This is a genomic window from Psychroserpens sp., assembly GCF_036960315.1.
Classification (GTDB): Bacteria; Bacteroidota; Bacteroidia; order Flavobacteriales; family Flavobacteriaceae; genus Psychroserpens.
Genome location: NZ_JBALVR010000004.1, coordinates 50148 through 74584, shown reverse-complemented (window position 1 = coordinate 74584; position 24437 = coordinate 50148). Strand labels below are relative to the sequence as shown.

The 24437-nt window shown below is 33.3% G+C and carries 23 protein-coding genes; 13 read left to right on the top strand and 10 right to left on the bottom strand.

The genetic code is table 11. From position 1 onward, the window contains the following. Positions 1–104 precede the first annotated feature (104 nt). Entirely contained in the window at positions 105–512 is a 408-nt protein-coding gene (locus V7719_RS08330; RefSeq protein WP_335729429.1) for a response regulator transcription factor, read from the top strand. Positions 513–669: 157 nt separating this feature from the next. Here V7719_RS08330 and V7719_RS08325 read toward each other — a convergent pair whose 3' ends face one another. Then, positions 670–2703, bottom strand: coding sequence for a dipeptidyl-peptidase 3 family protein (locus tag V7719_RS08325; protein ID WP_335729428.1), 2034 nt, complete (start codon positions 2701–2703; stop codon positions 670–672). A gap of 103 nt (positions 2704–2806) precedes the next feature. Here V7719_RS08325 and V7719_RS08320 point away from each other — a divergent pair, with 103 nt between their 5' ends. Then, positions 2807–3826 (top strand): SRPBCC family protein, encoded by a 1020-nt coding sequence (locus V7719_RS08320; protein ID WP_335729427.1) that lies wholly within the window; start codon positions 2807–2809, stop codon positions 3824–3826. A 91-nt stretch (positions 3827–3917) separates the two neighbouring features. Then, positions 3918–4301, top strand: a complete 384-nt coding sequence (crcB, locus tag V7719_RS08315; RefSeq protein WP_335729426.1) for a fluoride efflux transporter CrcB — start codon at positions 3918–3920, stop codon at positions 4299–4301. Here the strand turns inward: crcB and V7719_RS08310 are convergent. Next, positions 4288–4893, bottom strand: coding sequence for a DUF1684 domain-containing protein (locus V7719_RS08310; protein WP_335729425.1), 606 nt, complete (start codon positions 4891–4893; stop codon positions 4288–4290). The two genes, crcB and V7719_RS08310, sit on opposite strands and share 14 nt — an antisense overlap. 288 nt (positions 4894–5181) lie before the next feature. Here V7719_RS08310 and V7719_RS08305 point away from each other — a divergent pair, with 288 nt between their 5' ends. The 5 genes from V7719_RS08305 to V7719_RS08285 all read left to right on the top strand — a co-directional run bounded on the left by V7719_RS08305 (position 5182) and on the right by V7719_RS08285 (position 9464). Then, entirely contained in the window at positions 5182–5373 is a 192-nt protein-coding gene (locus V7719_RS08305) for a cold-shock protein (RefSeq protein WP_335729424.1), read from the top strand. Between the two features lie 656 nt (positions 5374–6029). Beyond that, positions 6030–6833: a hypothetical protein gene (locus V7719_RS08300; RefSeq protein WP_335729423.1), complete on the top strand. Its 804-nt coding sequence runs from the start codon at positions 6030–6032 to the stop codon at positions 6831–6833. A gap of 282 nt (positions 6834–7115) precedes the next feature. Further along, positions 7116–8327 carry an MDR family MFS transporter gene (locus V7719_RS08295; RefSeq protein ID WP_335729422.1) on the top strand — a complete coding sequence of 404 codons (1212 nt, stop codon included), beginning with the start codon at positions 7116–7118 and terminating at the stop codon, positions 8325–8327. Further along, a complete protein-coding gene (locus tag V7719_RS08290) occupies positions 8324–8701 on the top strand; it encodes a VOC family protein (RefSeq protein WP_335729421.1) in 378 nt (125 codons plus the stop codon). The genes V7719_RS08295 and V7719_RS08290 overlap by 4 nt, the downstream gene beginning before the upstream one ends. A 1-nt stretch (position 8702) precedes the next feature. Further along, a complete protein-coding gene (locus tag V7719_RS08285; protein WP_335729420.1) occupies positions 8703–9464 on the top strand; it encodes a DJ-1/PfpI family protein in 762 nt (253 codons plus the stop codon). A gap of 2 nt (positions 9465–9466) precedes the next feature. On the opposite strand, the gene V7719_RS08280 is transcribed toward V7719_RS08285, so the two are convergent. Next, the gene (locus V7719_RS08280; protein WP_335729419.1) at positions 9467–9910 is read right to left on the bottom strand and encodes an Lrp/AsnC family transcriptional regulator; all 444 of its coding nucleotides are present in this window, start codon (positions 9908–9910) and stop codon (positions 9467–9469) included. Between the two features lie 116 nt (positions 9911–10026). Here V7719_RS08280 and V7719_RS08275 point away from each other — a divergent pair, with 116 nt between their 5' ends. Continuing rightward, positions 10027–10422 (top strand): hypothetical protein, encoded by a 396-nt coding sequence (locus V7719_RS08275; RefSeq protein ID WP_335729418.1) that lies wholly within the window; start codon positions 10027–10029, stop codon positions 10420–10422. Positions 10423–10468: 46 nt separating this feature from the next. Here V7719_RS08275 and V7719_RS08270 read toward each other — a convergent pair whose 3' ends face one another. Both V7719_RS08270 and V7719_RS08265 read right to left on the bottom strand, forming a co-directional pair. Then, positions 10469–12811 (bottom strand): adenylate/guanylate cyclase domain-containing protein, encoded by a 2343-nt coding sequence (locus V7719_RS08270; protein WP_335729417.1) that lies wholly within the window; start codon positions 12809–12811, stop codon positions 10469–10471. A gap of 200 nt (positions 12812–13011) precedes the next feature. Further along, positions 13012–16428 carry a methylmalonyl-CoA mutase family protein gene (locus V7719_RS08265; protein ID WP_335729416.1) on the bottom strand — a complete coding sequence of 1139 codons (3417 nt, stop codon included), beginning with the start codon at positions 16426–16428 and terminating at the stop codon, positions 13012–13014. Positions 16429–16574: 146 nt separating this feature from the next. Between V7719_RS08265 and purU the strand changes: the two genes are divergently transcribed. Further along, positions 16575–17423: a formyltetrahydrofolate deformylase gene (purU, locus tag V7719_RS08260; protein WP_335729415.1), complete on the top strand. Its 849-nt coding sequence runs from the start codon at positions 16575–16577 to the stop codon at positions 17421–17423. Between the two features lie 40 nt (positions 17424–17463). Here purU and V7719_RS08255 read toward each other — a convergent pair whose 3' ends face one another. Then, the gene (locus V7719_RS08255) at positions 17464–18420 is read right to left on the bottom strand and encodes an MBL fold metallo-hydrolase (protein ID WP_335729414.1); all 957 of its coding nucleotides are present in this window, start codon (positions 18418–18420) and stop codon (positions 17464–17466) included. 43 nt (positions 18421–18463) lie between these two features. Here V7719_RS08255 and V7719_RS08250 point away from each other — a divergent pair, with 43 nt between their 5' ends. Together V7719_RS08250 and V7719_RS08245 are read left to right on the top strand one after the other, a co-directional pair. Then, positions 18464–19174: a DUF4197 domain-containing protein gene (locus V7719_RS08250; protein WP_335729413.1), complete on the top strand. Its 711-nt coding sequence runs from the start codon at positions 18464–18466 to the stop codon at positions 19172–19174. Positions 19175–19443: 269 nt separating this feature from the next. Further along, positions 19444–19644 carry a Lacal_2735 family protein gene (locus V7719_RS08245; RefSeq protein ID WP_335729412.1) on the top strand — a complete coding sequence of 67 codons (201 nt, stop codon included), beginning with the start codon at positions 19444–19446 and terminating at the stop codon, positions 19642–19644. Between the two features lie 38 nt (positions 19645–19682). On the opposite strand, the gene V7719_RS08240 is transcribed toward V7719_RS08245, so the two are convergent. Beyond that, positions 19683–20903, bottom strand: a complete 1221-nt coding sequence (locus V7719_RS08240) for an outer membrane beta-barrel protein (RefSeq protein ID WP_335729411.1) — start codon at positions 20901–20903, stop codon at positions 19683–19685. 223 nt (positions 20904–21126) lie between these two features. On the opposite strand from V7719_RS08240, the gene V7719_RS08235 reads away from it, so the two are divergent. Next, positions 21127–21354: a Lacal_2735 family protein gene (locus V7719_RS08235; RefSeq protein WP_335729410.1), complete on the top strand. Its 228-nt coding sequence runs from the start codon at positions 21127–21129 to the stop codon at positions 21352–21354. Here the strand turns inward: V7719_RS08235 and V7719_RS08230 are convergent. From V7719_RS08230 to prfA, 3 genes are read right to left on the bottom strand one after another with little or no spacing between them, the layout of a single operon-like run. Next, entirely contained in the window at positions 21323–22114 is a 792-nt protein-coding gene (locus V7719_RS08230; RefSeq protein ID WP_335729409.1) for an ABC transporter substrate-binding protein, read from the bottom strand. The genes V7719_RS08235 and V7719_RS08230 overlap by 32 nt on opposite strands. Before the next feature lie 37 nt (positions 22115–22151). Continuing rightward, positions 22152–22967 (bottom strand): orotidine-5'-phosphate decarboxylase, encoded by an 816-nt coding sequence (gene pyrF, locus V7719_RS08225; RefSeq protein WP_335729408.1) that lies wholly within the window; start codon positions 22965–22967, stop codon positions 22152–22154. Positions 22968–23000: 33 nt separating this feature from the next. Then, entirely contained in the window at positions 23001–24077 is a 1077-nt protein-coding gene (prfA, locus tag V7719_RS08220; RefSeq protein WP_335729407.1) for a peptide chain release factor 1, read from the bottom strand. Between the last annotated feature and the right edge of the window lie 360 nt (positions 24078–24437).

Below are 24437 nucleotides of genomic sequence, written 5' to 3'. Positions count from 1 at the left end.
TGGTTATGCTATTATTCATAGGGAGTATTTTTTTATTTCCAGCTACCTGAAAACCCCCTTTATTGGGGGTTTTTTTGCTTAATAATTTACGATACTTTTCAATTATGACAGAGAACCTCCAAACAGCAAAACACCAATTGCTACAACTTATAGACAAACTTAGTGTAACCCACAAAACACTTAGCAATACCGAATTATTTTCAGTATTAAATGCTACCAAATCCATTTACGATAATGAGCATCTTATTGATTTTTTAATTCAGTTTATAAAAACATCAAATAGTTCAACTCCAAAAAACACAAACACATTGACCAAACGTGAAAAACAGGTAGTTTTACTCATAGGTAAAGGCTTACAAAACACTAGTATTGCATTAGAGCTAGATTTGAGAAAATCTACAGTTGAAACGCACAGAAAAAATATCAGAAAAAAACTAAAATTAAATAGAACAGATAACTTGTTTGCTTTTTCATTTATATTTCGTTTGCAACATCAAAAATCACAGTCGTGATGACCTATAAAAACCATTACGATGACATTAAAAACAATTACATATGTTAGTCCTATTAATTCTTTTAGCTATTAATGCGCTATTATTGAAATTTAGTGTAAACAAAAACAGGATGTAAAATTAATTACATCCTGTTTTATTATACTAAAATATAAGCTTACATTTTCACCATAACTGGAAGAAAACTAAAGTGTTTACTATAACTCAACATTTGCCCGTCAAACGTATCAGGCTGGGTTACTTTAACTGCTATAATTTCACCATTCTCATCCTTTTCGGCAACAAGAACTGGATTTACAAATCCATTATACGGTGCAGATGTAAATTGTTTGTTACGCTCTAAAACTTCAGCGTGAACCGCTTGGTCAACTTTAACACCATAACCTTCGACTAAAGCTTCAACAGCTTCAAAATCACCTTCAGATTTGATACGTTGTGTTTCTCTTAATAATTGACCAAATAACTCATGTAGTTTTTCGTAATCATTAATATTGAAATACGTTTTTCCATCTCTTGTTAACTTTTCAATGACATTATCTGCTTTTCCTTGCTCATAAGCCCAAGCTGACACCCATTGTCTGTTTACCATATGTGCTTCTTCGACATCATCACCAAGATTTAATCTAATTAATTGTGTCATTAAACCATTTCTAATGTAACCATCAAAAGCTGCTTTACCAACAGATTTCCAATCGTCAACTAAACCTAATTCTTGTAATTTAGGACTATATAAGTAGTATAATCCAACTAAATCTGCACGACCTTCTTCTAAAGTTGATGCATACTTTTTCAGTGTCTCTTTGGTTTCTCCAACACCAGGATTTAATTGTCCAGAAGCATGACCAATAACTTCATGAAGCGCGGTGTGCAATTTATCAGCAACCTGACCATATTTCTCTTCTAACTCATATTCTTCATCATCATGAACAAATTCTTTTAATCGACCCGTACTTCCTGCATTATTATAGGCATGAATAATGTTTCCTAAAGACACCGACTTACTTCCTACAGCTGCACGAATCCAATTGGCATTTGGTAAGTTAACACCAATTGGCGTGCTTGGTGATGCATCTCCTGCTTCTCCAGCAACATTAACAACCTTATAAGTCACTCCAACTACAGTATCTTTTTTGTGTTCATCCATTAAAGGCGAATTATCTTCAAACCATTGTGCGTTTTCAGATAAAACTGCCATCTTCTCAGACATATCAAAATCTTTAATTTGTACAACCGTTTCATAAGAACCTCTATAACCTGCTGGATCGTTATATACTTCAATAAAACTATTGATGTAATCGATATTTCCATCTGTAGCAGCTGTCCAAGCCACATTATAATCATCCCAAGTTTGTAAGTCACCTGTTTTGTAATATTCGATTAATAACCCAAGCGCTTCGCCTTGTGCTTTATTTTCGGCAACACCTTCAGCTAATTCTAACCATTTAATAATTTCATCAATGGCTTCTCCATATAAACCACCAGATTTATAAACACGTTCTTTAAGAACACCATCTTCTTTAACCAATTGAGAGTTTAAACCATACGATAAAGGTTTATCTGGATTAGGAGACACTTTCTTTTTGTAGTAATTTTCTACATCAGCTGTAGTCACATCTGGACCATAGAAATTTATAGCAGATAATAATACATTATCAACATCTTTAGTTAGATTAACTTTTTTAGCATCTTTATCATTAAAGATGATATCAAATGCTTCGCCTTCCAAAACTGTATTGGTATCACCTAAAAGTCCTTTTAGATATTCCGAAGAAAATTCAGGTTTCAATTTGGCGTTTGAATAATGATGATGAATTCCGTTAGAAAACCATACACGTTTTAGGTATGTTTCAAAGGCCTTCCAATCAATTGATGCTTTATCACCTGAGTACTTGGTGTAAATATTTTCTAATGCTTTTCTAATCTTAAGATTGTGTCTGTAATTTTGATCCCACATGATATCGCGTCCAGACAAACCAGCTTGTGTTAAATAATACACTAACTTTTGCTCTTTGAGCGTCAAGTTTTCCCAGCCCGGAATTTGATAACGTAACACTTTAATGTCTGCAAATTGCTCAACATTATAGTCAAACTCCTTTTTCACTTCCACATTTGTAGTATTTTCTGCAGATTCTCCACAAGAGAACATTAAACCAGCCATTATAGATAGCACTAGTATAAATTTTAATTTCATTGTTAAATATTTAATTGTTGTCCGGCAAATGTAAACATTTATAGACATCTCCTAAAATTGATTATCTTTGATTACCTAACTAATTTAACATCAAATTCGAAAAATGAAAGCGCTCAAGTATATTCTCTTTTTGCTTTTAATCCTTTTTATAGGTATAGCGATATATATCGCTGTTCAACCCAATTCATTTGAAGTCACACGCACAAAAACTATAAATGCTCCTGCGAGTGTTGTTTATGAAAATGTTATTGACTTCAAAAACTGGGAAGCTTGGTCGTCTTGGGTTGAAGCTAAACCACAAACAAAAATAACACTGCCTGAGCAAACTAGAGGCATCAATGGATTCTATTCTTGGGAAGATGAAGATGGTGTTGGAACAATGAAAACTGTAGATACCAAAGTAAATGAAATCATCGTACAAGAAATGCAATTTGCTGAATTCCCAAAATCTGATGTAAAGTGGAATTTAAAACCTAATGGGACAAACAAAACTGATGTCACATGGACCATTTCTGGTAAGGAACTTCCTTTTGGTTTTAAAGCATTTTCTGCTTTTATGGGAGGAATGGAAAAACAAATAGGTCCGCACTTCGAAAGAGGTTTAGAAAAACTCGACAGTGTTTTGGTTGTAGATATGAAAAAATACAGTGTTACTATAGAAGATATCACTGAGCATAGTGGAGGCTTTTATCTCTACAATACGACTTCTTGTAAAATGGAAGATTTTAAAACAAAAATGCAAGAAATGATGCCAAAAATTGGTGATTATGCTATCACTAACAATGTAACGATGGCTGGAAAACCTTTTGTTATTTATCACAAATGGGATACTGAAAACAATACGGTTATGTTTTCTTGTTGCATTCCAACAACTTCAAAAATTATCACTACAGATCCTGAAGTTTTAACAGGTCAATTAGAACCTTTTAAAGCTGTTAAAACCATTTTGAAAGGCGACTACGACAATCTCCAAGAAGCATGGAATAAAACTATGGCTTATATTACAACGAACAATTTAGTACAACCTGAAACTGGAATGGCTATTGAATCTTATGTCACTAGTGAGCATTCGACTCCAAATCCAGCAAATTGGGTAACCGAAATTTATTTAGAAGTCGAATAAATGAAATGAGCAAAATAACAGAATCTTCAACAAGTTGTCAAGTTTATATATCTGAATTACATCTGACAATTAAAAACAATAAAATTAGCAGATGAAACAACTTCTACTCGTATTTATTGGAGGTGGCTTGGGAAGTGCCCTTCGTTTTATTATCGGAAAGCAATTCACCTTTGATAGTCTTTCTTTTCCATGGGCAACATTTATTGTTAACCTCATTGGTAGTTTTATTATTGGTACTGTATTTGGCTATATATTGGTTAAAGACAAATTATCTAATGATTTATTCGTCTTTTTAGTAGCTGGCTTTTGTGGAGGTTTCACTACGTATTCTGCATTTGCAAACGAAAGCATGTCATTATTAAAAGCAGGACAAACCAATCTTTTTTTAAGCTATGTATTGTCTAGTATCTTAGTAGGTTTCTTTTGTGTGTGGTTGGGTTATATGGTTTCGCAAACCTTTTTTAGTGTTTCTTAAACGTCTTCACGCCTGCCTTTACTTCTAGATCTAAGTAGTTTTCTCTAGGTACGATTGGACACGAGTATTTTTCGTTATAAGCGCAATACGGATTGTACGCTTTATTAAAATCAATTTCTATGGTATCGCCTTCAGGAATACGTAAATCGATATAGCGTCCGCCACCATAACTGTGTTCACCATTAGTATTGTCCAAAAATGGAAGAAATAGATAATCTTCATAACCTTCTGTTTTCATTGACGCTTTCCCTTGATAAACATTCAATTTATAATCCTTACCCTTTAATTTGAAAGTTAAAACACCATAAACACGCTCATCAGAAACTCGACTCGTTGTCGTTTGCATTTTAAACCACTTTGAATCTAGAGTTCGTTTCAAATTTGTTTTTACAACAAAAGTAGAATCGAATTTAAAAAAGTCTAAGCCCTTAAAATTCTTTCGGTCTTTATCTTTTAAAGGTGATGTTGTGGCATCTTTATAATCGGAATTAATTTCTTTCTGAAATTCGGTCTCTCCAGCAATAGGTGTTTTATCCTGAGCACAACTTAGTATGGATACACATAGTAAAACAAGTAGTAAATAAGATCTCATACGTATAATTTTCAATTCAAAAATACGATTTGATTTTGTAATAGCTAAAGAAAACATTAAAGTTGTGTGATAGATTGAAATTAGGTCATAAAAGTATATTTTGTCGTTGTATAACTAGGCAAACATAATTATCTCTGACCCAAAAAAAAGTTTGATTTCACAAGCTAGCGAGAATTTAACACGAGAATAATAATAATTGCAACTTCATGATAATTATGTTCTTATGAAGAATTTAGTCAGAACTGTAATAAATCCCTACATTTACATATAATTAATAACTTTTTTATCATGAGTAACGGAACAGTAAAATTTTTCAATAATTCTAAAGGATTTGGATTCATCACTCCAGAAGAAGGTGACAAAGATGTATTTGTACATGCAAATGGACTAGTCGATGAAATCAATGAAGGGGACAAAGTAAGCTACGATGTAGAAGAAGGTCCTAAAGGATTGAATGCAGTAAACGTCAAAGTAATCTAATCGATTACTTTAAACATATTTGCATAGAAAAGCCTGTTATAATTGATAGGCTTTTCTATTTGTTACAATAATGAAAAATAGGCCTAACACCGTTTATAACTTATTGTGCTTGGAATCCACTTCGGATTTTTTTCACTTCTGAATTATGGGTTTTCTTTTTTTTGCTATCTTAGTTCTCTAACAACGAAATCATACACGAACTCGTTACCAACATTAAGAATAAAAAAAAAGTTTCTGTAGAAATTTACCTGGCCGGAATGCGGAGACACTTATTATTACTTTCCTTTTTTATAGGCATCTAGATGTGGTTGAATTAAGACCATGTATACCATCACCACTACGAAAAGCAGGAATGCAATTCCTATTATGGTATAGAGAATTTTCATTTTGATGCAACAATTTTCTTAGATTAAAGTTAATGAAAATTCAGAAACTTGTATAAAACAGTTTTGCGATTTCATTTAAAGAAAAGCTTTACTTTTATAATAGTACTCCTTAATTGATCATATTAATTGGCCGTTATGAATTAAAAACGTTAGCCAACAACATCAATAGTTCATTGCTATATTCTCACTTAATCCAAAAATTCGTAGGATTTTTCCACTAGCTTGTTTTCTTTTACTATTTTAGCCTCTTCCCAATGTAACAAACCAAAAATGACCGAACAAGAATCACCATTTGAAAACCCAACGCTTGACAAAAAACTTCATTCATCTAAAGCTATAGGTGGCGCCACATTTTTAGGAGGTCCATTAGCGGCTGGCTATTTAATTCAAGAAAATTTTAATGCTTTAGACAAACCTACCGAAGGACGCAATTCTTTAATCATCGGAATCATCGCTACAATCGTACTTTTTGGAGGCATTTTCATGATTCCTGAAAGTATCATTGACAAAATGCCAAAACAGCTCATTCCTCTAATTTATACCGGGATTATTTGGGGAATTGTAGAATGGATGCAAGGCGACGCCTTAAAAAGCCATAAAGAACATGGAAATGCATTCTTTTCTGGATGGCGAGCTGCAGGTGTTGGTTTCGTTGCTCTGTTAATCCTCGCTGCTGGAATATTCGGTTACGCTTATATGGAAGGAAGCAACCCAGCTTATGACATTTACGATGAAAAAATTGCCGAATTCTCAAAAAATGAAACCGAGTCTCTCACCTTTTTTAATCACATAGAAACTAAGGACGACCTGCTATTATTAAATGAACTAAACCACAAGGTCCTCCCTAAATGGGATGAGAATATTAAAATCATGCAAGACTTAATTACGCTTGAAGGTTTGCCTTCTGATGTGATGGAACAAAGTAAAAATCTTTTAGAGTACTCCCAACTAAGGTTTGAGGCATTTCAGTTGATAAAGAAAATTATTAAGGAGGATACTGAAAAATATGATTCACAATTGAATATGCTCAATTTAAAAATTGATAACTTATTGAATAAACTAAATGAAAGTTAATCGATAAGACATCATTCAATTTTTCGAATAAAACATAAAAAACAAATGTGCTCTAATGTCTTATCTGACAATTAAATTGATATTTAATAATTTTTTTATAGCTTTGGTGAACATTAATTAAGAAAAAAAATGCAGAACTGCGTCATTTCATATATTAAAAGACATACCTCTTATCTCAAGAGTCGGACTTCCTATATGCTATGATAATATAATTATATAACCAATCAATCATAAAAAGTCCGACGATAACGTCGGACTTTTTACATTTACACAACAATCAAAATGAAAACACTTTTTAAAAATTATGTAGATACATTTAGAGGCCTCTCTAAAGAAGTGTGGTGGCTAGCCCTAATTACCTTAATCAATCGAGCTGGTACCATGGTGATCCCTTTTCTATCATTGTATCTCACAGAAAATTTAAAATTCACCTTTAGTGATGTTGGTTGGATTATGTCTGCATTTGGTTTAGGTTCTGTAGTTGGCACCTGGATTGGAGGCAAGCTAACCGATAAAATAGGCTATTACAAAGTCATGGTAAGAAGCTTACTATCTACAGGTGTACTTTTTATTGCATTACAATTCCTAAATACATTCACATCTATTTGTATTGGAATATTTTTAGTAATGGTTGTCGCTGACACCTTTAGACCTGCTATGTATGTAGCGATGAGTGCCTATAGTAAACCTGAAAACAAAACACGCTCAGTAACACTAATTCGTTTAGCTATTAACTTAGGCTTTTCTGCTGGACCCGCTGTTGGAGGTTTAATTATCACAACGATAGGTTATGGTGGCTTATTTTGGATTGATGGAATTACTTGCATTCTTGCAACAATATTACTAGTCAAAGTACTAAATCCAAAAGTCACAAAACCTTTAGATGAATTTAAAGTAGACAACCCAAAATCTGTATATAAAGACAAGCCCTTTTGGATGTTTTTTGTAGCTATGGTCCTTTTTGGTGTCATCTTTCTACAGTACTTTTCTACCATGCCATTGTACTATAAAGATGTACATGCGTTATCAGAATTCGAAATAGGACTATTACTTGGACTTAATGGGCTAGTTATTTTTATATTGGAAATGCCATTAATAAAGTGGCTCGAAAGTAGTCGATTTACAAAAACCGGTCTTATGCTCTTTGGAGCAATTCTTGTAGGCATCAGTTTCATTATTTTGACATTTACGTCTTGGATTGGCATTTTAGTTATTGGTATGTTATTTATGACCATTGGTGAAATGATTACATTTCCATTCTCAAATTCTTTTGCTATTCAACGCGCAAAACGAGGAAATCAAGGTGAATATATGGCAATGTACGTCATGGCCTTTTCCGTTGCTCATATTTTTGGGCATAACGCAGGAATGCAATTAGTTGACTATCTAGGATTCAATAATACATGGTTAATTATTACACTATTATCGGTGGTTTGTATTATGCTTTTGATGTTTTTAAAATATTATATGAATCAAAATAAAGAAGTGCAATGAATTTAAATCAAATCACCATACCATCATTAAATGTTACCGAAGCATCGAGGTTTTATAAAACGTTAGGCCTAAAACTTATTGTTGATGCATTGCCTCGCTATGTAAGGTTTGAATGTCCTGACGGAAATGCAACGTTTTCCATACATAAAGTCGACACATTACCTAAAGGCAATGGCATTAGCATTTATTTTGAAGATGATAATCTCAATGAATTAGTGGATGAACTTCAGCAAAAAGGAATTATATTTACTTCGGAAGCTGAAGATAAAGACTGGTTGTGGCGAGAAGCACATTTAAGCGATTTAGATGGCAACCACATTATTCTTTATAAAGCTGGAAACAATCGAAAAAATCCGCCTTGGCGAATACACTAAAATGAAACACATACTACTCTTATTCACGATATTACTCTTTGTAAGCTGCAATACTTCTGAAGAGAAAAATAAAGCCTCTAATAATGAGATGCTGAAACAAGTTCAGCATGACGAAAAAGAATTTCCTAAGTTAGAACCTAACCGTTATAATGTGGCTTTTTTAATAATGGATGGTGTTTTTAATACCGAATTAACTGCGCCTTTTGACATTTTTCAACACACGATCTTCAGAGATAGTATTAAACCTATGAATGTCTTTACAGTTGCTAATACCGATGCACCAATTATCACTTTTGAAGGTATGCGCATTCTTCCAGATTTTAACTACACCAAGGATAATTTGCCAAAAATTGATATTCTTGTTGTGCCAAGCGCAGAGCATCATTTAGACACCGATTTAGATGATAAAGTCATGATTGATTTCGTAAAACGAGTGGATGAACAGGCACAATTTATAACCTCGCATTGTGATGGTGCCTTTGTATTAGCACAAGCTGGATTACTTGATAACTCGGTGTCTACAACATTCCCAAGTGATGTTGATGCGATGCGTGAGCGCTTTCCAAATTTAGATATTAGAAAAGAGGTCTTATTTGTTCACGATGGAAAATACATCACCTCAGCCGGAGGTGCCAAATCGTTTGAAGCAGCTTTATATCTTTGTGAATATCTCTACGGAAAAGAAATTGCTGAAAGCCTTGCTGGAGGTTTGGTGATTGATTGGAAAATAGAGGAGGTTCCGCATATTATTATAAAAGAATAATATTACTTTAAAGGTTTTACCTCATTGTGCTTCACCACATGTGATAACACTATTTGTGTTTTGGTTTCACCATAAACAATCAATTGATCAATAAAAGTTTCTAAGTGTTTTTGATTTTTTAAAATCACCTCCATCACGAAGTTTTCATTGCCAGTGATACGATAGCAATTAATCACCTCATCATAGGTTTTTACTTTTTCTAAAAAGGGTTTCAACATGCCCATAAAAGCACGTAACGTGATTAAAGCTTTTAGTTGATACCCCACTTCAAATGGAGAAACTAATGCGTTGTAGTTTTCAATAATTCCTGCATCTTCCATTTTTTTGATACGCTCAGAAACGGCAGGCGAACTAATCCCAACTTGACGGCCAATTTCAGTATGAGACTGTCGTGCATTCAGTTGAAGATGCTTCAAAATTTTCCAGCTCAAAGAATCAATCTGCATTTAAAGTAATTTTAAAATTATACTCAATATTTAAATCAAATATACGTTTTTACTTTAAATGTTAAAGCATAATATCGTTAGTTGTCACTAAATTTGTTACGCTTTGCTAAAGAAAAATGAATTATAATATCCCATCTCACTTATATGAACTGCCTATATATCAAAAGGCTATGGATATTCTTGTTTTATCAAGAAATATCTCCACATACATTAATCAGGATTTGACGTATCTAAGACCAGATGGCTCCGAAGACTCAGACATTTATTTCTCTGGTGATATCATTCAACAATCAGAATCATTAGCGCCTGAAATCGAAAAAGCTCAGGCCGAGCGATTTTCAGAAAAAAAACACAAACATTTAGATTCAATTGAGCGATTGACACATCGTTTACATCTCAACTGTAACCGTTTACAACATTGCAATAGTAATGGTAAAGATTATTTACCTATTCTTCAAAATGAACTAAAGAAATTTAAACGTTTGAAACGTAGTTGGATGTTGACTTTATAACAGAAAACCTCTTCTTTCAGGTCATTCTCAGTAGTAAAATAGTGAACTATTCTAATGGAACCCCGTGGTTTTCAGGAAGACCGATACGGTTTATAAATGATTTCCAACGACGATCTTTGTGAAGGTTTTTAAAAGATGGGTAATTAAGACTCTCAAGCAAAACGGGGTCTTTTATTTTAATTGCCTTGTTCAACCAAAAAAACGCCTTGTCTGCATCACCTCTAAATGCATATATATCAGCCATATTGGTTGCTTCAGTTTCACCATAAGTATCTACAATTTCTTTTAATACTGCATCAGCTTCTTCAGTTCTTCCCAAAGCAAACAGCGTAAAAGTTCTACCATAGAGATTAAAAAAGGCATTAGGTTCTTTTTCTGCCTCGATTAATGCGTCTTCATATTGATTTCTAGAAATTAATATTTGAGCTTTTATATAATGGTATGCTGAAGCTTCGGGATAATAAAAGGCAAATGTATTTAAGGCTTCATCTGCTTCATCCAAATTGTTAGCTTGCCAATTGAAATAGCCAAGATTGTAATAATTGGCATAAATAAGAGGATCTAAAACAATGGCCTTTTTTAATAATTTGATGCCTTCATCCAAATTACCAAATTGCTTAAGAGCAATAGTGCCAATGATAACTGAATTGCCTGGATCCAGATCTAATGCCTTGTTCATATTCTCATCAGCAGTTTCAAAATCCCAAGCCAACAACTGCAAACTTGCTAAATTTGAATACGCTAGAGCATATTCCGGATCTAGTTCAATTGCTTTTTGGGCTGCTGTAATACCTAAATCAATACCTTCAGTTAGAGGTCTGATAAGAAAATTATAAGACCCTGTATGGTATATATCACTTAATAAACTCCATGCTGGCGCGTATAAAGAATCAATTGCTATGGATTCCTTGACAATATTTTCAGCTTCAATTTGAGATGCTTTATTCGTTTGATGAGATAAATGCTTGGCTTTCAAATACAGTGTGTAAGCTTCTGAATTGGCAGTACTGTTTTTATTTGATACTCCTAAAAGTGTCAATTGTAACTGACCAGTTACCATATTCGCAATCTCGTCTTGTATTTTAAAAATGCTATCCATAGGTCGATCATAAGTTTCTGACCAAACCTGAGTACCATCCGACACATCAATAAGCTGAGTGGTAATTCGAAACGTATTTCCAAATTTACGAACACTACCTTCCAAAATATGATTAACATTAAGCTTAGTGCCTATTTCAGTAGTTGTCACATCCTTGTCTTTAAAAGAAAATGATGACGTACGACTAATCACTTTCAAATCATTAATTTTTGTAAGGAGGTTTAAAATTTCTTCACTAATACCATCTGAAAAATACTCTTGATTTTTTTCTGGACTCATATCTGCAAATGCCAACACTGCAATTGACTTATTAGTGTCTTCAATTATAGGAGTACTAATATTCTTTTCAAAAGAATCCATAATAGTTTGATTAATTCCAAATATATTGATGACCATCACTACTACTCCAATTGACAAACCACTAATTATTATCCTATTTAACTTCGTATTGGTTTGTTTACCTATGGATTCTTCAGGATTAATGTTTACAGTTTTTCTTAAACCTCCAGGAGTAATCTCATAAACCCATGAAAAAGCAAGCCAAAACGGAAAACCAACTGCTAATACAAATAAAAGCGATTGAGAAATATATTGCGGTACGTTAAAATATGGAAAGGCAAAAACAGAAACTTGCATTAATAACCAAGCAATCACAACATAAGCAAGACCCGATTTAATAACGTTACGACGCCTTAATTCTCCAAAATAATTCTTCATGCTAGAAGGTGTAACCGAAGCGGTTTCAATATCCTTAGTCTTACCTTTGATTTCTGATAGCTTAGGAATAACAACACCCTCATTGGCAATAGCAAAAATTGGAATAGGGTCGTTTACATTTTTAAATTCAAACGTATCTAAAAGTTGAGTTTTGATACCTCTTTGATTTTTTAATTGCTCGTTAACTTTATCTGATAACAAGACACTACCAGCAACTCCTAAGGATTCAATCCTGGATGCAATATTAACAGCATCTCCAATAATATCAGATTCTGTACGGATAATATCGCCTAAATGAACTCCAATACGAACAGGAATATGTGGTTCTTTTTGAAATTCTTTTTGCATTTCAATGCCACATTTAATAGCCTCAATTGAGCTTTTAAAAATACTTAAGGTACCATCTCCAAAATAATTAATGAGTTCGCCATTATATTTTTTGTTGAGTGAATTAAATACTTCTCGATGTCTATTTCTTATTTCAATAGCATGCTCCTCGTCCTGTTGCATTAAGGCCGTATACCCTCTAATATCGGTAAACATAATTGCTGAAAGCTGTCTATTTTGAAGCATTAAAACATCATTTTTATGAAAATCTACTAAGTTAAACCATTTTATCAATAATAACTTATGATGCATAACAAATTAAGACACCCAAATTCTTATAACACTAATCATTTATGTTATTAGTATTCAGATCAAGCTTAAGATAAATTCTTGAAAACATGAGGTTAAAGCAAGGTACAAAAGTAATTCTTAAAATTCATAATGAATTACATGTTGCGTCTATATTGACCACCCACTTCAAATAATGCCGATGTAATTTCGCCTAACGAACAAACTTTACAGACATCCATCAAGGCTTCAAAAATATTCTCGTTATTAATGGCCTTATCTTGTAAATCTTTCAGTAATTGATTGGTATTATTTGTTTTATGAAGATTCTCCAAGGTCTTAATTTGAAATTGCTTTTCTTCTTCTGTTGCTCTAATCACTTCCGCAGGCAAAACGGTTGGTGATCCTGTACTACTTAAAAACGTATTGACACCTATAATTGGAAACTCCCCATTATGTTTTAAAGTCTCATAATACAAACTTTCTTCTTGAATTTTACTCCGTTGGTACATGGTTTCCATAGCTCCTAAAACACCGCCTCGTTCTGTAATGCGATCAAATTCTAGGAGTACTGCTTCTTCAACTAAATCGGTTAGCTCCTCGATAATAAACGACCCTTGAATTGGATTTTCATTTTTATTCAAGCCCAATTCTTTATTTATAATAAGCTGGATTGCCATTGCACGTCGTACCGATTCTTCCGTTGGTGTTGTAATCGCCTCATCATACGCATTGGTATGTAATGAATTACAGTTGTCATAGATAGCATATAATGCTTGAAGCGTTGTGCGAATATCATTAAAGTCGATTTCTTGAGCATGTAAACTTCTTCCTGAAGTTTGGATATGGTATTTCAGCATTTGTGCTCTCGAATTTGCCCCATATTTATTTTTTAAGGCTTTGGACCATATTTTACGAGCTACACGACCAATCACTGCATATTCTGGATCGATTCCGTTTGAGAAAAAGAATGATAAGTTTGGACCAAATTTATTGATATCCATTCCTCTAGATAAATAATATTCTACGTATGTAAATCCGTTAGATAGCGTAAATGCCAATTGCGAAATTGGGTTCGCTCCAGCTTCGGCAATATGATATCCTGAAATAGATACCGAATAGAAGTTTCGCACATTATTTTCAATAAAATATTCTTGGACATCACCCATTAAACGCAATGCAAATTCCGTAGAGAAAATACAGGTGTTTTGCGCTTGGTCTTCTTTTAAAATATCTGCTTGAACGGTTCCACGAACTTGAGCAATGGTTTTGATTTTAATATCTGCATAGACATCAGCTGGTAAGATTTGATCACCAGTAACGCCAAGCAATAGTAATCCTAATCCGTTATTACCTTCAGGCAATTCACCATTATATTTGGGGCGTTCTTTTCCTTTATAAATGCTAGCAATTTTAGCTTCAACCTCTTTTTCTAGGCCATTTTGTTTGATGTAAATTTCACATTGTTGGTCGATGGCAGCATTCATAAAAAACCCTAACAACATTGGTGCAGGACCATTAATCGTCATACTCACAGATGTCATCACATCTGCCAGATTAAAACCAGAATACAATTTCTTAGCATCGTCTAAACAACAGATAGATACACCTGCATTACCAATTTTTCCGTAGATATCAGGTCTGTGATCTGGATCATTTCCGTAGAGCGTTACACTATCAAAAGCTGTAGATAAACGCTTTGCTGGCAATCCCATACTTACGTAGTGAAAACGACGGTTGGTACGTTCTGGACCACCTTCGCCTGCAAACATACGCGCTGGATCTTCACCTGTTCTCTTAAATGGATATAACCCTGAAGTATATGGGAATTCTCCTGGCACATTTTCTTGCAAAACCCAACGTAAAATATCTCCCCAAGCTTGATATTTAGGTAAAGCTACTTTCGGAATCTGCGTATGAGATAATGATTCTGTATGCGTTTCTATTTTTATCTCTTTATCACGAACTTTAAATGAATAGATTGGATTTTTGTACTTGTTTACTTTTTCGTCCCAACCAGTTATCACTTCCCAATTATAGGGGTCAAAGTTAAGCTTCACTCTGTCGAATTCTGCAATGAGGAGTTTTGCAAAATCCTTATTTTCATCCTGTACTTGATTCAGGATCTCATCATTAATACCCGTTTTATCTAATAGGGGAGCACTTCCAACAACAGATTCTATAGTTTTATATATTCCGTATAGCCTTTGAGCGACTTCAACTTGTTCATTAGCTGTTTTATCGTAAGCGCGATTATTCTCTGCAATTTCAGATAAGTAACGTGTTCTTGCTGGTGGAATCACGAAAATTTTCTCACTCATTTCGTTAGAAATGTTAAAGGTCGATTTTAAATCGGTATCTGTTTTCTCTACAAGCTTATCCATGATAGCTTTGTAAAGTGTATTCATTCCTGGATCATTAAATTGAGACGCAATCGTACCAAAAACCGGCAAATCATCTTGATGTGTGTCCCAAAGATGATTATTACGCATGTATTGTTTTTTTACATCACGCAAAGCATCAAGTGAACCACGCTTATCGAATTTATTAATAGCCACTAAATCGGCAAAATCAAGCATATCGATTTTTTCGAGTTGCGTAGCTGCACCAAATTCTGGCGTCATCACATATAATGAGACATTACTGTGTTCTATAATTTCGGTATCTGATTGTCCAATACCAGATGTTTCTAAAACAATTAAATCAAATTCGGCAGCTTTCAATACTTCAACCGCTTCATTGACATATTTAGACAAGGCCAAATTAGATTGACGTGTAGCTAAACTTCGCATGTAAACTCTTGGAGAGTTAATGGCATTCATACGAATACGATCCCCTAAAAGCGCACCACCAGTTTTACGTTTTGAAGGATCAACTGAAACGATACCTATAGTTTTATTTGGAAAATCGATTAAGAAACGACGTACTAATTCATCAACCAAGCTCGATTTTCCTGAACCTCCAGTTCCTGTAATTCCAAGAACAGGCGTTTTAGAATCTTTATTTTTTATATGGATTTTCTCTAAAGTCGCTTTGGCCACTTCAGGAAAGTTCTCCGCAGAAGAAATAACACGTGCAATGGCTTTTGGATTTTTATTCGAAAGGCCATCAATCTCACCATTTAGAGATTCTCCAATAGCAAAATCTGATTTTTCAACCAAATCATTAATCATGCCTTGTAATCCCATTTCTCGACCGTCATCTGGCGAATAGATCCGAGCGATACCATAATCCATAAGCTCTTTGATTTCCGAAGGTAAAATAACACCACCTCCTCCACCGAAGATTTTAATATGGCTAGCTCCTTTTTCTTCGAGCAAATCATGCATGTATTTAAAATACTCATTATGTCCGCCTTGATAAGACGTTAAACAAATGGCATTCACATCTTCTTGAATCGCTGTATTTACAACTTCTTCAACACTTCTATCATGACCTAAATGAATGACCTCAACACCAGTCGCTTGAATAATTCTACGCATGATATTTATGGATGCATCGTGGCCATCAAACAGTGATGCTGCGGTTACGATTCTTACTTTATACTTTGGCTTGTATGGTGCGACTTGTTTCATTCGTAATTATATGAGATTTTAAAGACACAAATTTACGGAATATTCAAAAAAAACAAGGGTTTACAGTCAAATATCTAAAAGTTTAATTTTTAAAAGTGTCATATTCATTTTGTGCTAACTTAGCCTGTCTAATTAAGGTTATTTGGATGAAAAAAATTATAATACAAATTCATTGTAAAGATCAATCTGGGATTATCGCCTCTGTTACCAATTTTATTGCAGACAATAATGGTAACATTGTATACATAGATCAACATGTTGATAGAGAGCAAAATATATTTTTTATGCGAATAGAAAGTGAGTTTAATGCTTTATCTATAGACACCTTTACATCTAATTTTAAAAATGTATTAGCTGATACGTTTCAAATGAAATGGCGGATTTATGATACAGAAGACAAACCAAAAATGGCCATATTTGTTTCTAAATACGATCATTGCTTGTACGATATTTTAGGCAGATATAGATCTGGAGAATTACATTGTGAATTGCCATTTATTATTAGCAACCATTTGGATTTGAAACCTATTGCAGATAATTTCAATATTCCCTTTTATCATATTCCTGTAACTAAAGACACAAAATTAGAAGCAGAAAATAAACAACTAGAGCTTTTAGAAAAAAACAACATAGATTTTATTGTTTTAGCTAGATACATGCAGGTTATTTCTGGCGAATTGATTGATCGCTATAAAAATAAAATCATAAATATTCATCATTCCTTTTTACCAGCATTTGTTGGTGCAAAACCCTATCATTCCGCATTAAAAAGAGGTGTTAAGATTATTGGTGCTACCAGTCATTATATTACAGAAGAGTTAGACGCAGGACCAATTATAGAGCAAGATGTGGCTCGCGTTTCTCATACCTATTCAATTAAAGACCTCATCACTAAAGGTCGCGATTTAGAAAAAATAGTATTAGCTACTGCCATTAAACATCATATCAACCGCAAAGTTATGGTGTATAACAATAAAACGGTTATTTTTTATTAGACATAATATTTAATCAATTTATTATAAATATCATTTGACATTATAATTCAAATCGGTCACCTTCCTTTGCAAAGTTAAAACCCAAATTTTGAATGCTATCTTTTAAAGGATGAACGTCTCTTATTGTTGGATTGGTATGATTAAAGTGAATGAAATGAATTTTACCCTTAGTGGCTATAGACTCATTTTCAAATAAGGTTGTCGTCTCTGTTGTAAATGGATGCGGAATCTTACTCATATCTCTGTCTAGTTCTCCATCTTTAAAAAATGAAGCATCCACAAATGCATAGTCTACCTTTTTAACTTCTTCAATAATGTTCTTATTCCAAACTTGCCATTTATCGATGTCTGGAATGAATAGGGCCGATTTATTTTCACCTTCTATCTTATAACCTACAGTTTCTGAATATTCATCACGATGTGGCACCAGAATAGGTGTTACTTTAAGTGTACGACTAACTGTCAGAGTTGAATCGTTGTAAAGTTCGCGTAATTCAATATTTTCAAAAGACACCAACTGACTCCAAGGACCATTAGTTTCTAAATAATTTTTCATTCTTGGCATGGCATAGACAGGAATATTATTTCCACCTAAAGCTTCAAAACCTAAATACATTAAGCCTGTATAATGTCCCATATGAGCATGTGTCAAGAATACGCCATCAATTACCTTATCAGTATCTAAATGATCAGTTTTTAAATTTTGAATTTGTTGTGGTATATCTGGAGTGGCATCAAACAACCACTTCTGCTTTGTATCTAAATCGATCAAGCCTAAACAGGAGACTAACTTTTTAGATTCTTCTCCATTATAAAAGGAGGCACAACATGCTTTTTCACAATCAATTTGGGGAAATCCAGCATCCTGAGCAATTCCCAAAACAGTGATATATTGATTGGATTTAGTTTTAGAAACCCCTTGTTCCTCTTTAATTTTGTCATTACAATTAAAAAAGAAAAATAAACCTATTAGGCATAAAACTTGAACCTTTCTCATAAGTAAAATATCTATATTTGTTAAATATATAAAACCCAAAATCATGTTACGTAAATTTTCAGTTTTTATTCTTGTTTTTAACCTAACGGCTTGTGCAGAATTACAAGATGTTGTTAATAGTCTTCCTCAAGGTGGTGGAGGTGTTTTAAGTAATGCTGATATTGCTTCTGGTTTACGCCAAGCCTTAGATTTCGGTATAGACAAACAGGTAAGCAAATTGACTCAAAAAGATGGTTTCTTTAAAAATGAATTGGTAAAAATATTACTTCCTGAAGAACTTCGAAAAGTAGATAAAGCTTTACGTGATATTGGTTTAGACAACCTTGCTGATGAAGGTTTAAAAGTCCTTAATAGAGCTGCTGAAGATGCAGTTAGTCAAGCAACACCAATATTTATAAATGCCGTTAAGGATATTACGTTTAATGACGCAAAAAACATATTATTGGGGAATGACGATGCCGCAACACAATACTTAACAAGCAAGACACAAACTGCTCTTTATAATAGTTTTAAGCCTGTAATTAATAATTCGTTTTCTAAAGTTGGAGCAGATCAAATTTGGTCAAATCTCATTAATAAGTATAATGCCATTCCGTTTACAAGTGATGTAAATCCTGACCTAACAGATTATGTTACTGGAGAAGCACTAAAAGGCGTGTATACTATGATTTCAGTGGAAGAAAAAGAAATTAGAAACAAAGTCTCTTCAAGAACTACAGATTTATTACAAAAGGTATTTGCGTTACAGGATTAAATAGAAGAACTTAGTCCTCCTTCTCATTCAAACCATGAAAAGCTTTGGTAATTTTCACTATCTATTTAAATTTATTAAATCACTTTTAATCTAATGCTAACATGTACATAACATTAGACCTTCAAAAAATGCGCATATTTGTATCAGTTAGTTAGAATTAGAAACCTTAGTTTAAAAAATCGATCTCAATCTTAGGTCGATTTTTTTGTTAACATTATGTTGCTGAATTACAATATTTTATCTACATTTAATTGCTAATCAATATTGTGATGAATTACACAAAAAAAATTCTATATAACCAATCCTTATTACTCGCTCGTTACAAAAGGCTCGTAGAACAAGCATATAACTTCCGTCAAACTGATTCTGCGCTTAGTGATATTTCAGAATATAATGCGATTAAACTATTGCACAAACTCAATAAATTAAAGTACCTTAATAGAGATTTAAGTACACTACAGCAGAATTAATTATTTACGTGTAGTGCATCTAAAGTGTTTTTCCTTTTTTATAGAAACCTGTAGCCCAAGACAAAACCATAACTACTTAAGTCTCCATTATATGAAGCGTAGTCTGAAAGAATATCTTTATTACTATACACTCTTCCTTCAAGACTAAATCTATCGTTAAAATCATACCCTAGACCAATAAGCAGAGTAGTTCCCGAACTAATTATTAGGTCATTAGTTTCTCTATATTCGATATCATCAGATAAATCAAAAGACACTACAACAGCCGCATTAATAAACAGTTTTGAGTTATCATTTAAATACATGTAGTGACGAAAGCCTAACGGTAATTCAATCACTTTATAATCTATAGTTGCTGTATCTTCAAAAGTACTAACCTGTCTTTCAATTCTAATATCAGCTGTAGACGAATAACTTAAAAAAGTTGGCTCTAAAAATATACTCCATTTGTTTTTATTAAATGGTAATACATATTCTACTTCAAGACCAAATCTAGGACCTATCTCTTCAGAAAATGTTGCAGATTGTAAATCTTCTACAATAATTCCAGAATCAAATTTCACTTCTAATTGATTGAAGCTAACTCCTAATTTTGTTCTAACATTTAACTTCCCATTAGAAGGCTTGTCTTGATAAACAAAATTATCACCAGATTTACAGACATTATAATCCGAAAAAAGATCAACCAAATCATCCTGACTGTATTTAACATTCCTTAGTGAATTTGCAGTAATATTTTCACATTTTAAATTATCAAAAAGTGTTTTCTTATAAGTTGCATTTTCAGAAATAGTGGAATTGTTTAACTTATACTTCTTATAAACTAATGGCAATATTTCTGAATTATCAATAGAGTAGAAAAATCTTCTAAAGTTACTATTCTGATAGAAATACAGTGATGCATCTCCAGCTACTAGTTCTCTTAAAAAAGTGGTTTCTGTTTGAAAATTAGGGCCAAAAGACCTACTTAATTTTGATATTTGACTTAAAGATTGGTCAACTTCAACAGTGGCGATTACGTATTTTAAAGTGCTTCCAATTTGAAAAGCTTTGATTGTAGATTGATTTGCAGTAATAGCTTCAGAATTCTCCTCCAATCGGTATTGAATATCTGAAGGATTATTACTCCAGTCAACATTTTTGATGTAACAATCAATCTTCTTGCCTGTATAATCAATAATATAACCTTTTTCATAATTAACTTGAGCAGATAAAATAAATGTAGAGAGGAATAAAAATAGAGTAATAGTTGACTTCATGTTTTTGTTTTTTTTGCTTAATGTTATTTTCAAATTGTAAGTATTTTCTTAAAAATCTCAGCAATATACTCATATGACATAATTAACCTACTATTATACCAAGAAAATAATTCGATATCAATAATTCAATACACTACAACAAAATTAATTTCACATTTATTTAACGCATAGAAGTCATCCAAGCTCTGGTTTTAGACCGTATATAAGGTATAAAAACAATATTATGAATCCACATTTTTGTAAAGTTGGTAAATCCAGACCCTACTTAAACAAGATTTTCAATTTAAAAGATTTGGAAGACCGATATTCTCGTTTTATAGAAGAAGCCTATAATGTTGAACAAACAGATATAAGTTTGAGCGATATTTTATTTCATGAAGCCAACAAGTTAAAACAACGCATCTTAAATTTAAAGCGCTCTAAGCTAAAAGATTTTGACGCAATGTTTTAAAATATCTAAAAGCGTCTTTTAATCTCGAACCATACCACGAAAAATATTCGCCATCTACCAAAATTACCTTTGTATTTGGTAATTCATTTTTAAGAATTTCGATATGTTCATTATTAAATGGAAAGGGTTCGCTAGACAACATTAAAACTTCAACATCCTTATCAATAGTATACAAATCAACTTCTGGGTAACGTTCTAAGTTTCCGAAAATATTTTCAAAATTATTTAATTGCAACATCTCATTTATAAAAGTATGTTTTGCTGCAACCATCCAAGGGTTTTTCCAAATAAAATAAGCGACTTTCAGCTTGGGTTGATCTTCAATATATCTACAAAAACCCTTATGCTCCCTTTTTACATCCTGAATAAGTCCTTCAGCTTTTTTTTCTACAGAAAACAATACACCATACATTTCTATAAGCAACAAAGCATCATACAGATTGTAGATATCACTAATATGAACAGGAGCAATTTTTTCCAATTCTGAAATCATCTCCTTCGTGTTTTCCTCTTTATTACAAAGAATGATATCTGGATTCAAAGCTTTTATATTATTGAAGTGAACTTGTTTAGTTCCTCCAACAACTGTCTTTACTCCTCGCAAATGTTCTGGATGCACACAAAATTTAGTCAGGCCAACAATTGAAGATTCTAATCCTAAATCGACTAACAATTCTGTTTGAGAAGGCACGAGAGATACAATGCGCCTTGGAGTCTCTTGAAGTTCTAGTATTCTTTTAAGTTGGTCTTGGTATTTCATGATGAGATTGCCACGTCGTTCCTTCTCGCAGTGATAATTAAGAATTAAGGATGGTTTCCATTTGCTCTTGAAGTTCTTTAGCTTTTCCGGCTGCAGCCGTAGCAAAATTGTCGTTTTGAGACGCATAAATAATGCCTCTAGACGAGTTAATTAATAAGCCAACCGCATCATTCATTCCGTATTTACAAACCTCTTGCAGATTTCCGCCTTGAGCACCAATACCTGGAACTAACAGAAAAGCCTCAGGAATTATTTTCCTAATATCTGCAAAATATTCAGCTTTTGTCGCACCAACCACATACATGAGGTTTTTAGCGTTTTTCCAAGTCTTAGAAGTTTCTAAAACTTGCTTATATAGTTCTTTGCCGTCTACTATTTTCGTCTGAAAATCAAAGGCACCTGCATTAGATGTTAATGCTAACATAATTGTATGTTTATTCTTAAATGCTAAAAAGGGCTCAACAGAATCTTTACCCATATAAGGAGCGACAGTCACACTATCAAATGCAAAGTCTTCAAAAAATGCTTTTGCATACATGGCGCTTGTATTACCAATATCACCACGTTTAGCATCTGCAATGGTAAAAATCTCCGGATGGTTTACGTTAAGATACATGATAGTTTTCTCAAGTGCTTTCCATCCTTTGAGTCCGTAAGCTTCATAAAAGGCCGTATTAGGTTTATAAGCCACACATAAATGATGAGTAGCATCTATAATTGCTTTATTAAAAGCAAAAATAGGATCTTCCTCTTTTAATAAATGTATCGGAATTTTATTTAAATCGACATCCAATCCAATACATAGAAAGGAATTCTTTTTTTTGATTTGCTCAGTGAGTTGTTGTGTTGTCATACTAAAAAAGCCTCTAAAAAAGAGGCCCTAAGTTTATATATGGTCGTCACTAGCTTTTAACATCTCTGTGTTTTCAGCTAGCATTAATTCGTCAATTATTTTTTGAATATCGCCATTTATGATATTCTGTAAATCGTAAAGTGTTAATCCAATTCTATGGTCGGTTACACGACCTTGCGGATAATTATATGTTCTAATCTTCGCACTACGATCACCAGAACTCACCATACTCATACGTTTCTCAGAATCTGCTGCTTGCTTTTTAGCCAATTCAATATCATATAATCGAGAACGTAATACTTTTAAAGCTTTCTCTAAGTTTTTGTGTGATGACTTTTGATCTTGACAACTCACAATCATACCTGTTGGCTCATGGTGAAGTTTAATCGCAGAATAGGTTGTATTAACGGATTGTCCACCAGGTCCAGTAGACGTGGTTCGCTCGATTCTAACTTCAGTCATATCCAGTTGAACATCAAATTCTTCGGCTTCTGGTAATACTATAACTGACGCAGCACTAGTATGTACACGGCCTTGAGTTTCAGTTTGAGGTACACGTTGTACACGATGCACACCTGCTTCAAACTTCATCGTTCCGTAAACATCTTCTCCACTAACTTCAAAAATGATTTCTTTGAAACCGCCAGCTGTACCTTCATTTAAATCTACAATGCTAACATTCCACCCTCTACCTTCACAGTATTTGGTATACATTCTGTATAAATCTCCAGCAAAAATACTCGCTTCGTCTCCACCAGCTCCTGCTCTTATCTCCACAACAATATTTTTAGCGTCATCAGGATCTTTAGGTATCAATAGGAAACGTATTTCATCTTCAAGTTTAGGGATGCCTTCTTTGGCTTCTTCCAATTGCATTTTTGCCATTTCAACCATTTCCGGATCGCTTCCATCTGAAATGATTTCTTCGGCTTCACTTAAATTATCGGTAAACTCAATGTATGATTCACGCTTATCCATTAACAAACGCAAATCTTTGTATTCTTTAGTAAGTTGTACATAACGTTTTTGATCTGTAATAATATCTGGCTGAATGATTAAATCACTAACCTCATCAAAACGTTGTTTTACTATTTCTAATTTCTCTAACATGTATCTTCTAAAAATTGTGATTCAAAAATACGATAAATTATGGATTTAAAAGTGTTGATAAATTGCTTAAGTCTTTAAAAAATAAACTTCGATAATTTAACGTTATATCATCATGCAAAAGCAAGTGAAATCCATACTAAACTACTATAAATCGATGGCTGTTTGGTCATTTATTGTTACTCTAGCGATAACAGTAATTAACCCTGAGCTTATTTTGGCGTTGTCAACAAAGCTCTTTTTAATCTTTGTCTTGTGGTTTATGATAAGCGACCGAAAGGTGAGACAGCGCTTGCGTTTTTACAAAATTCGCGGTGTTTCAAATATCAAGTTTTTTGCAGTCATCTTTCTCTTTGATGGAGT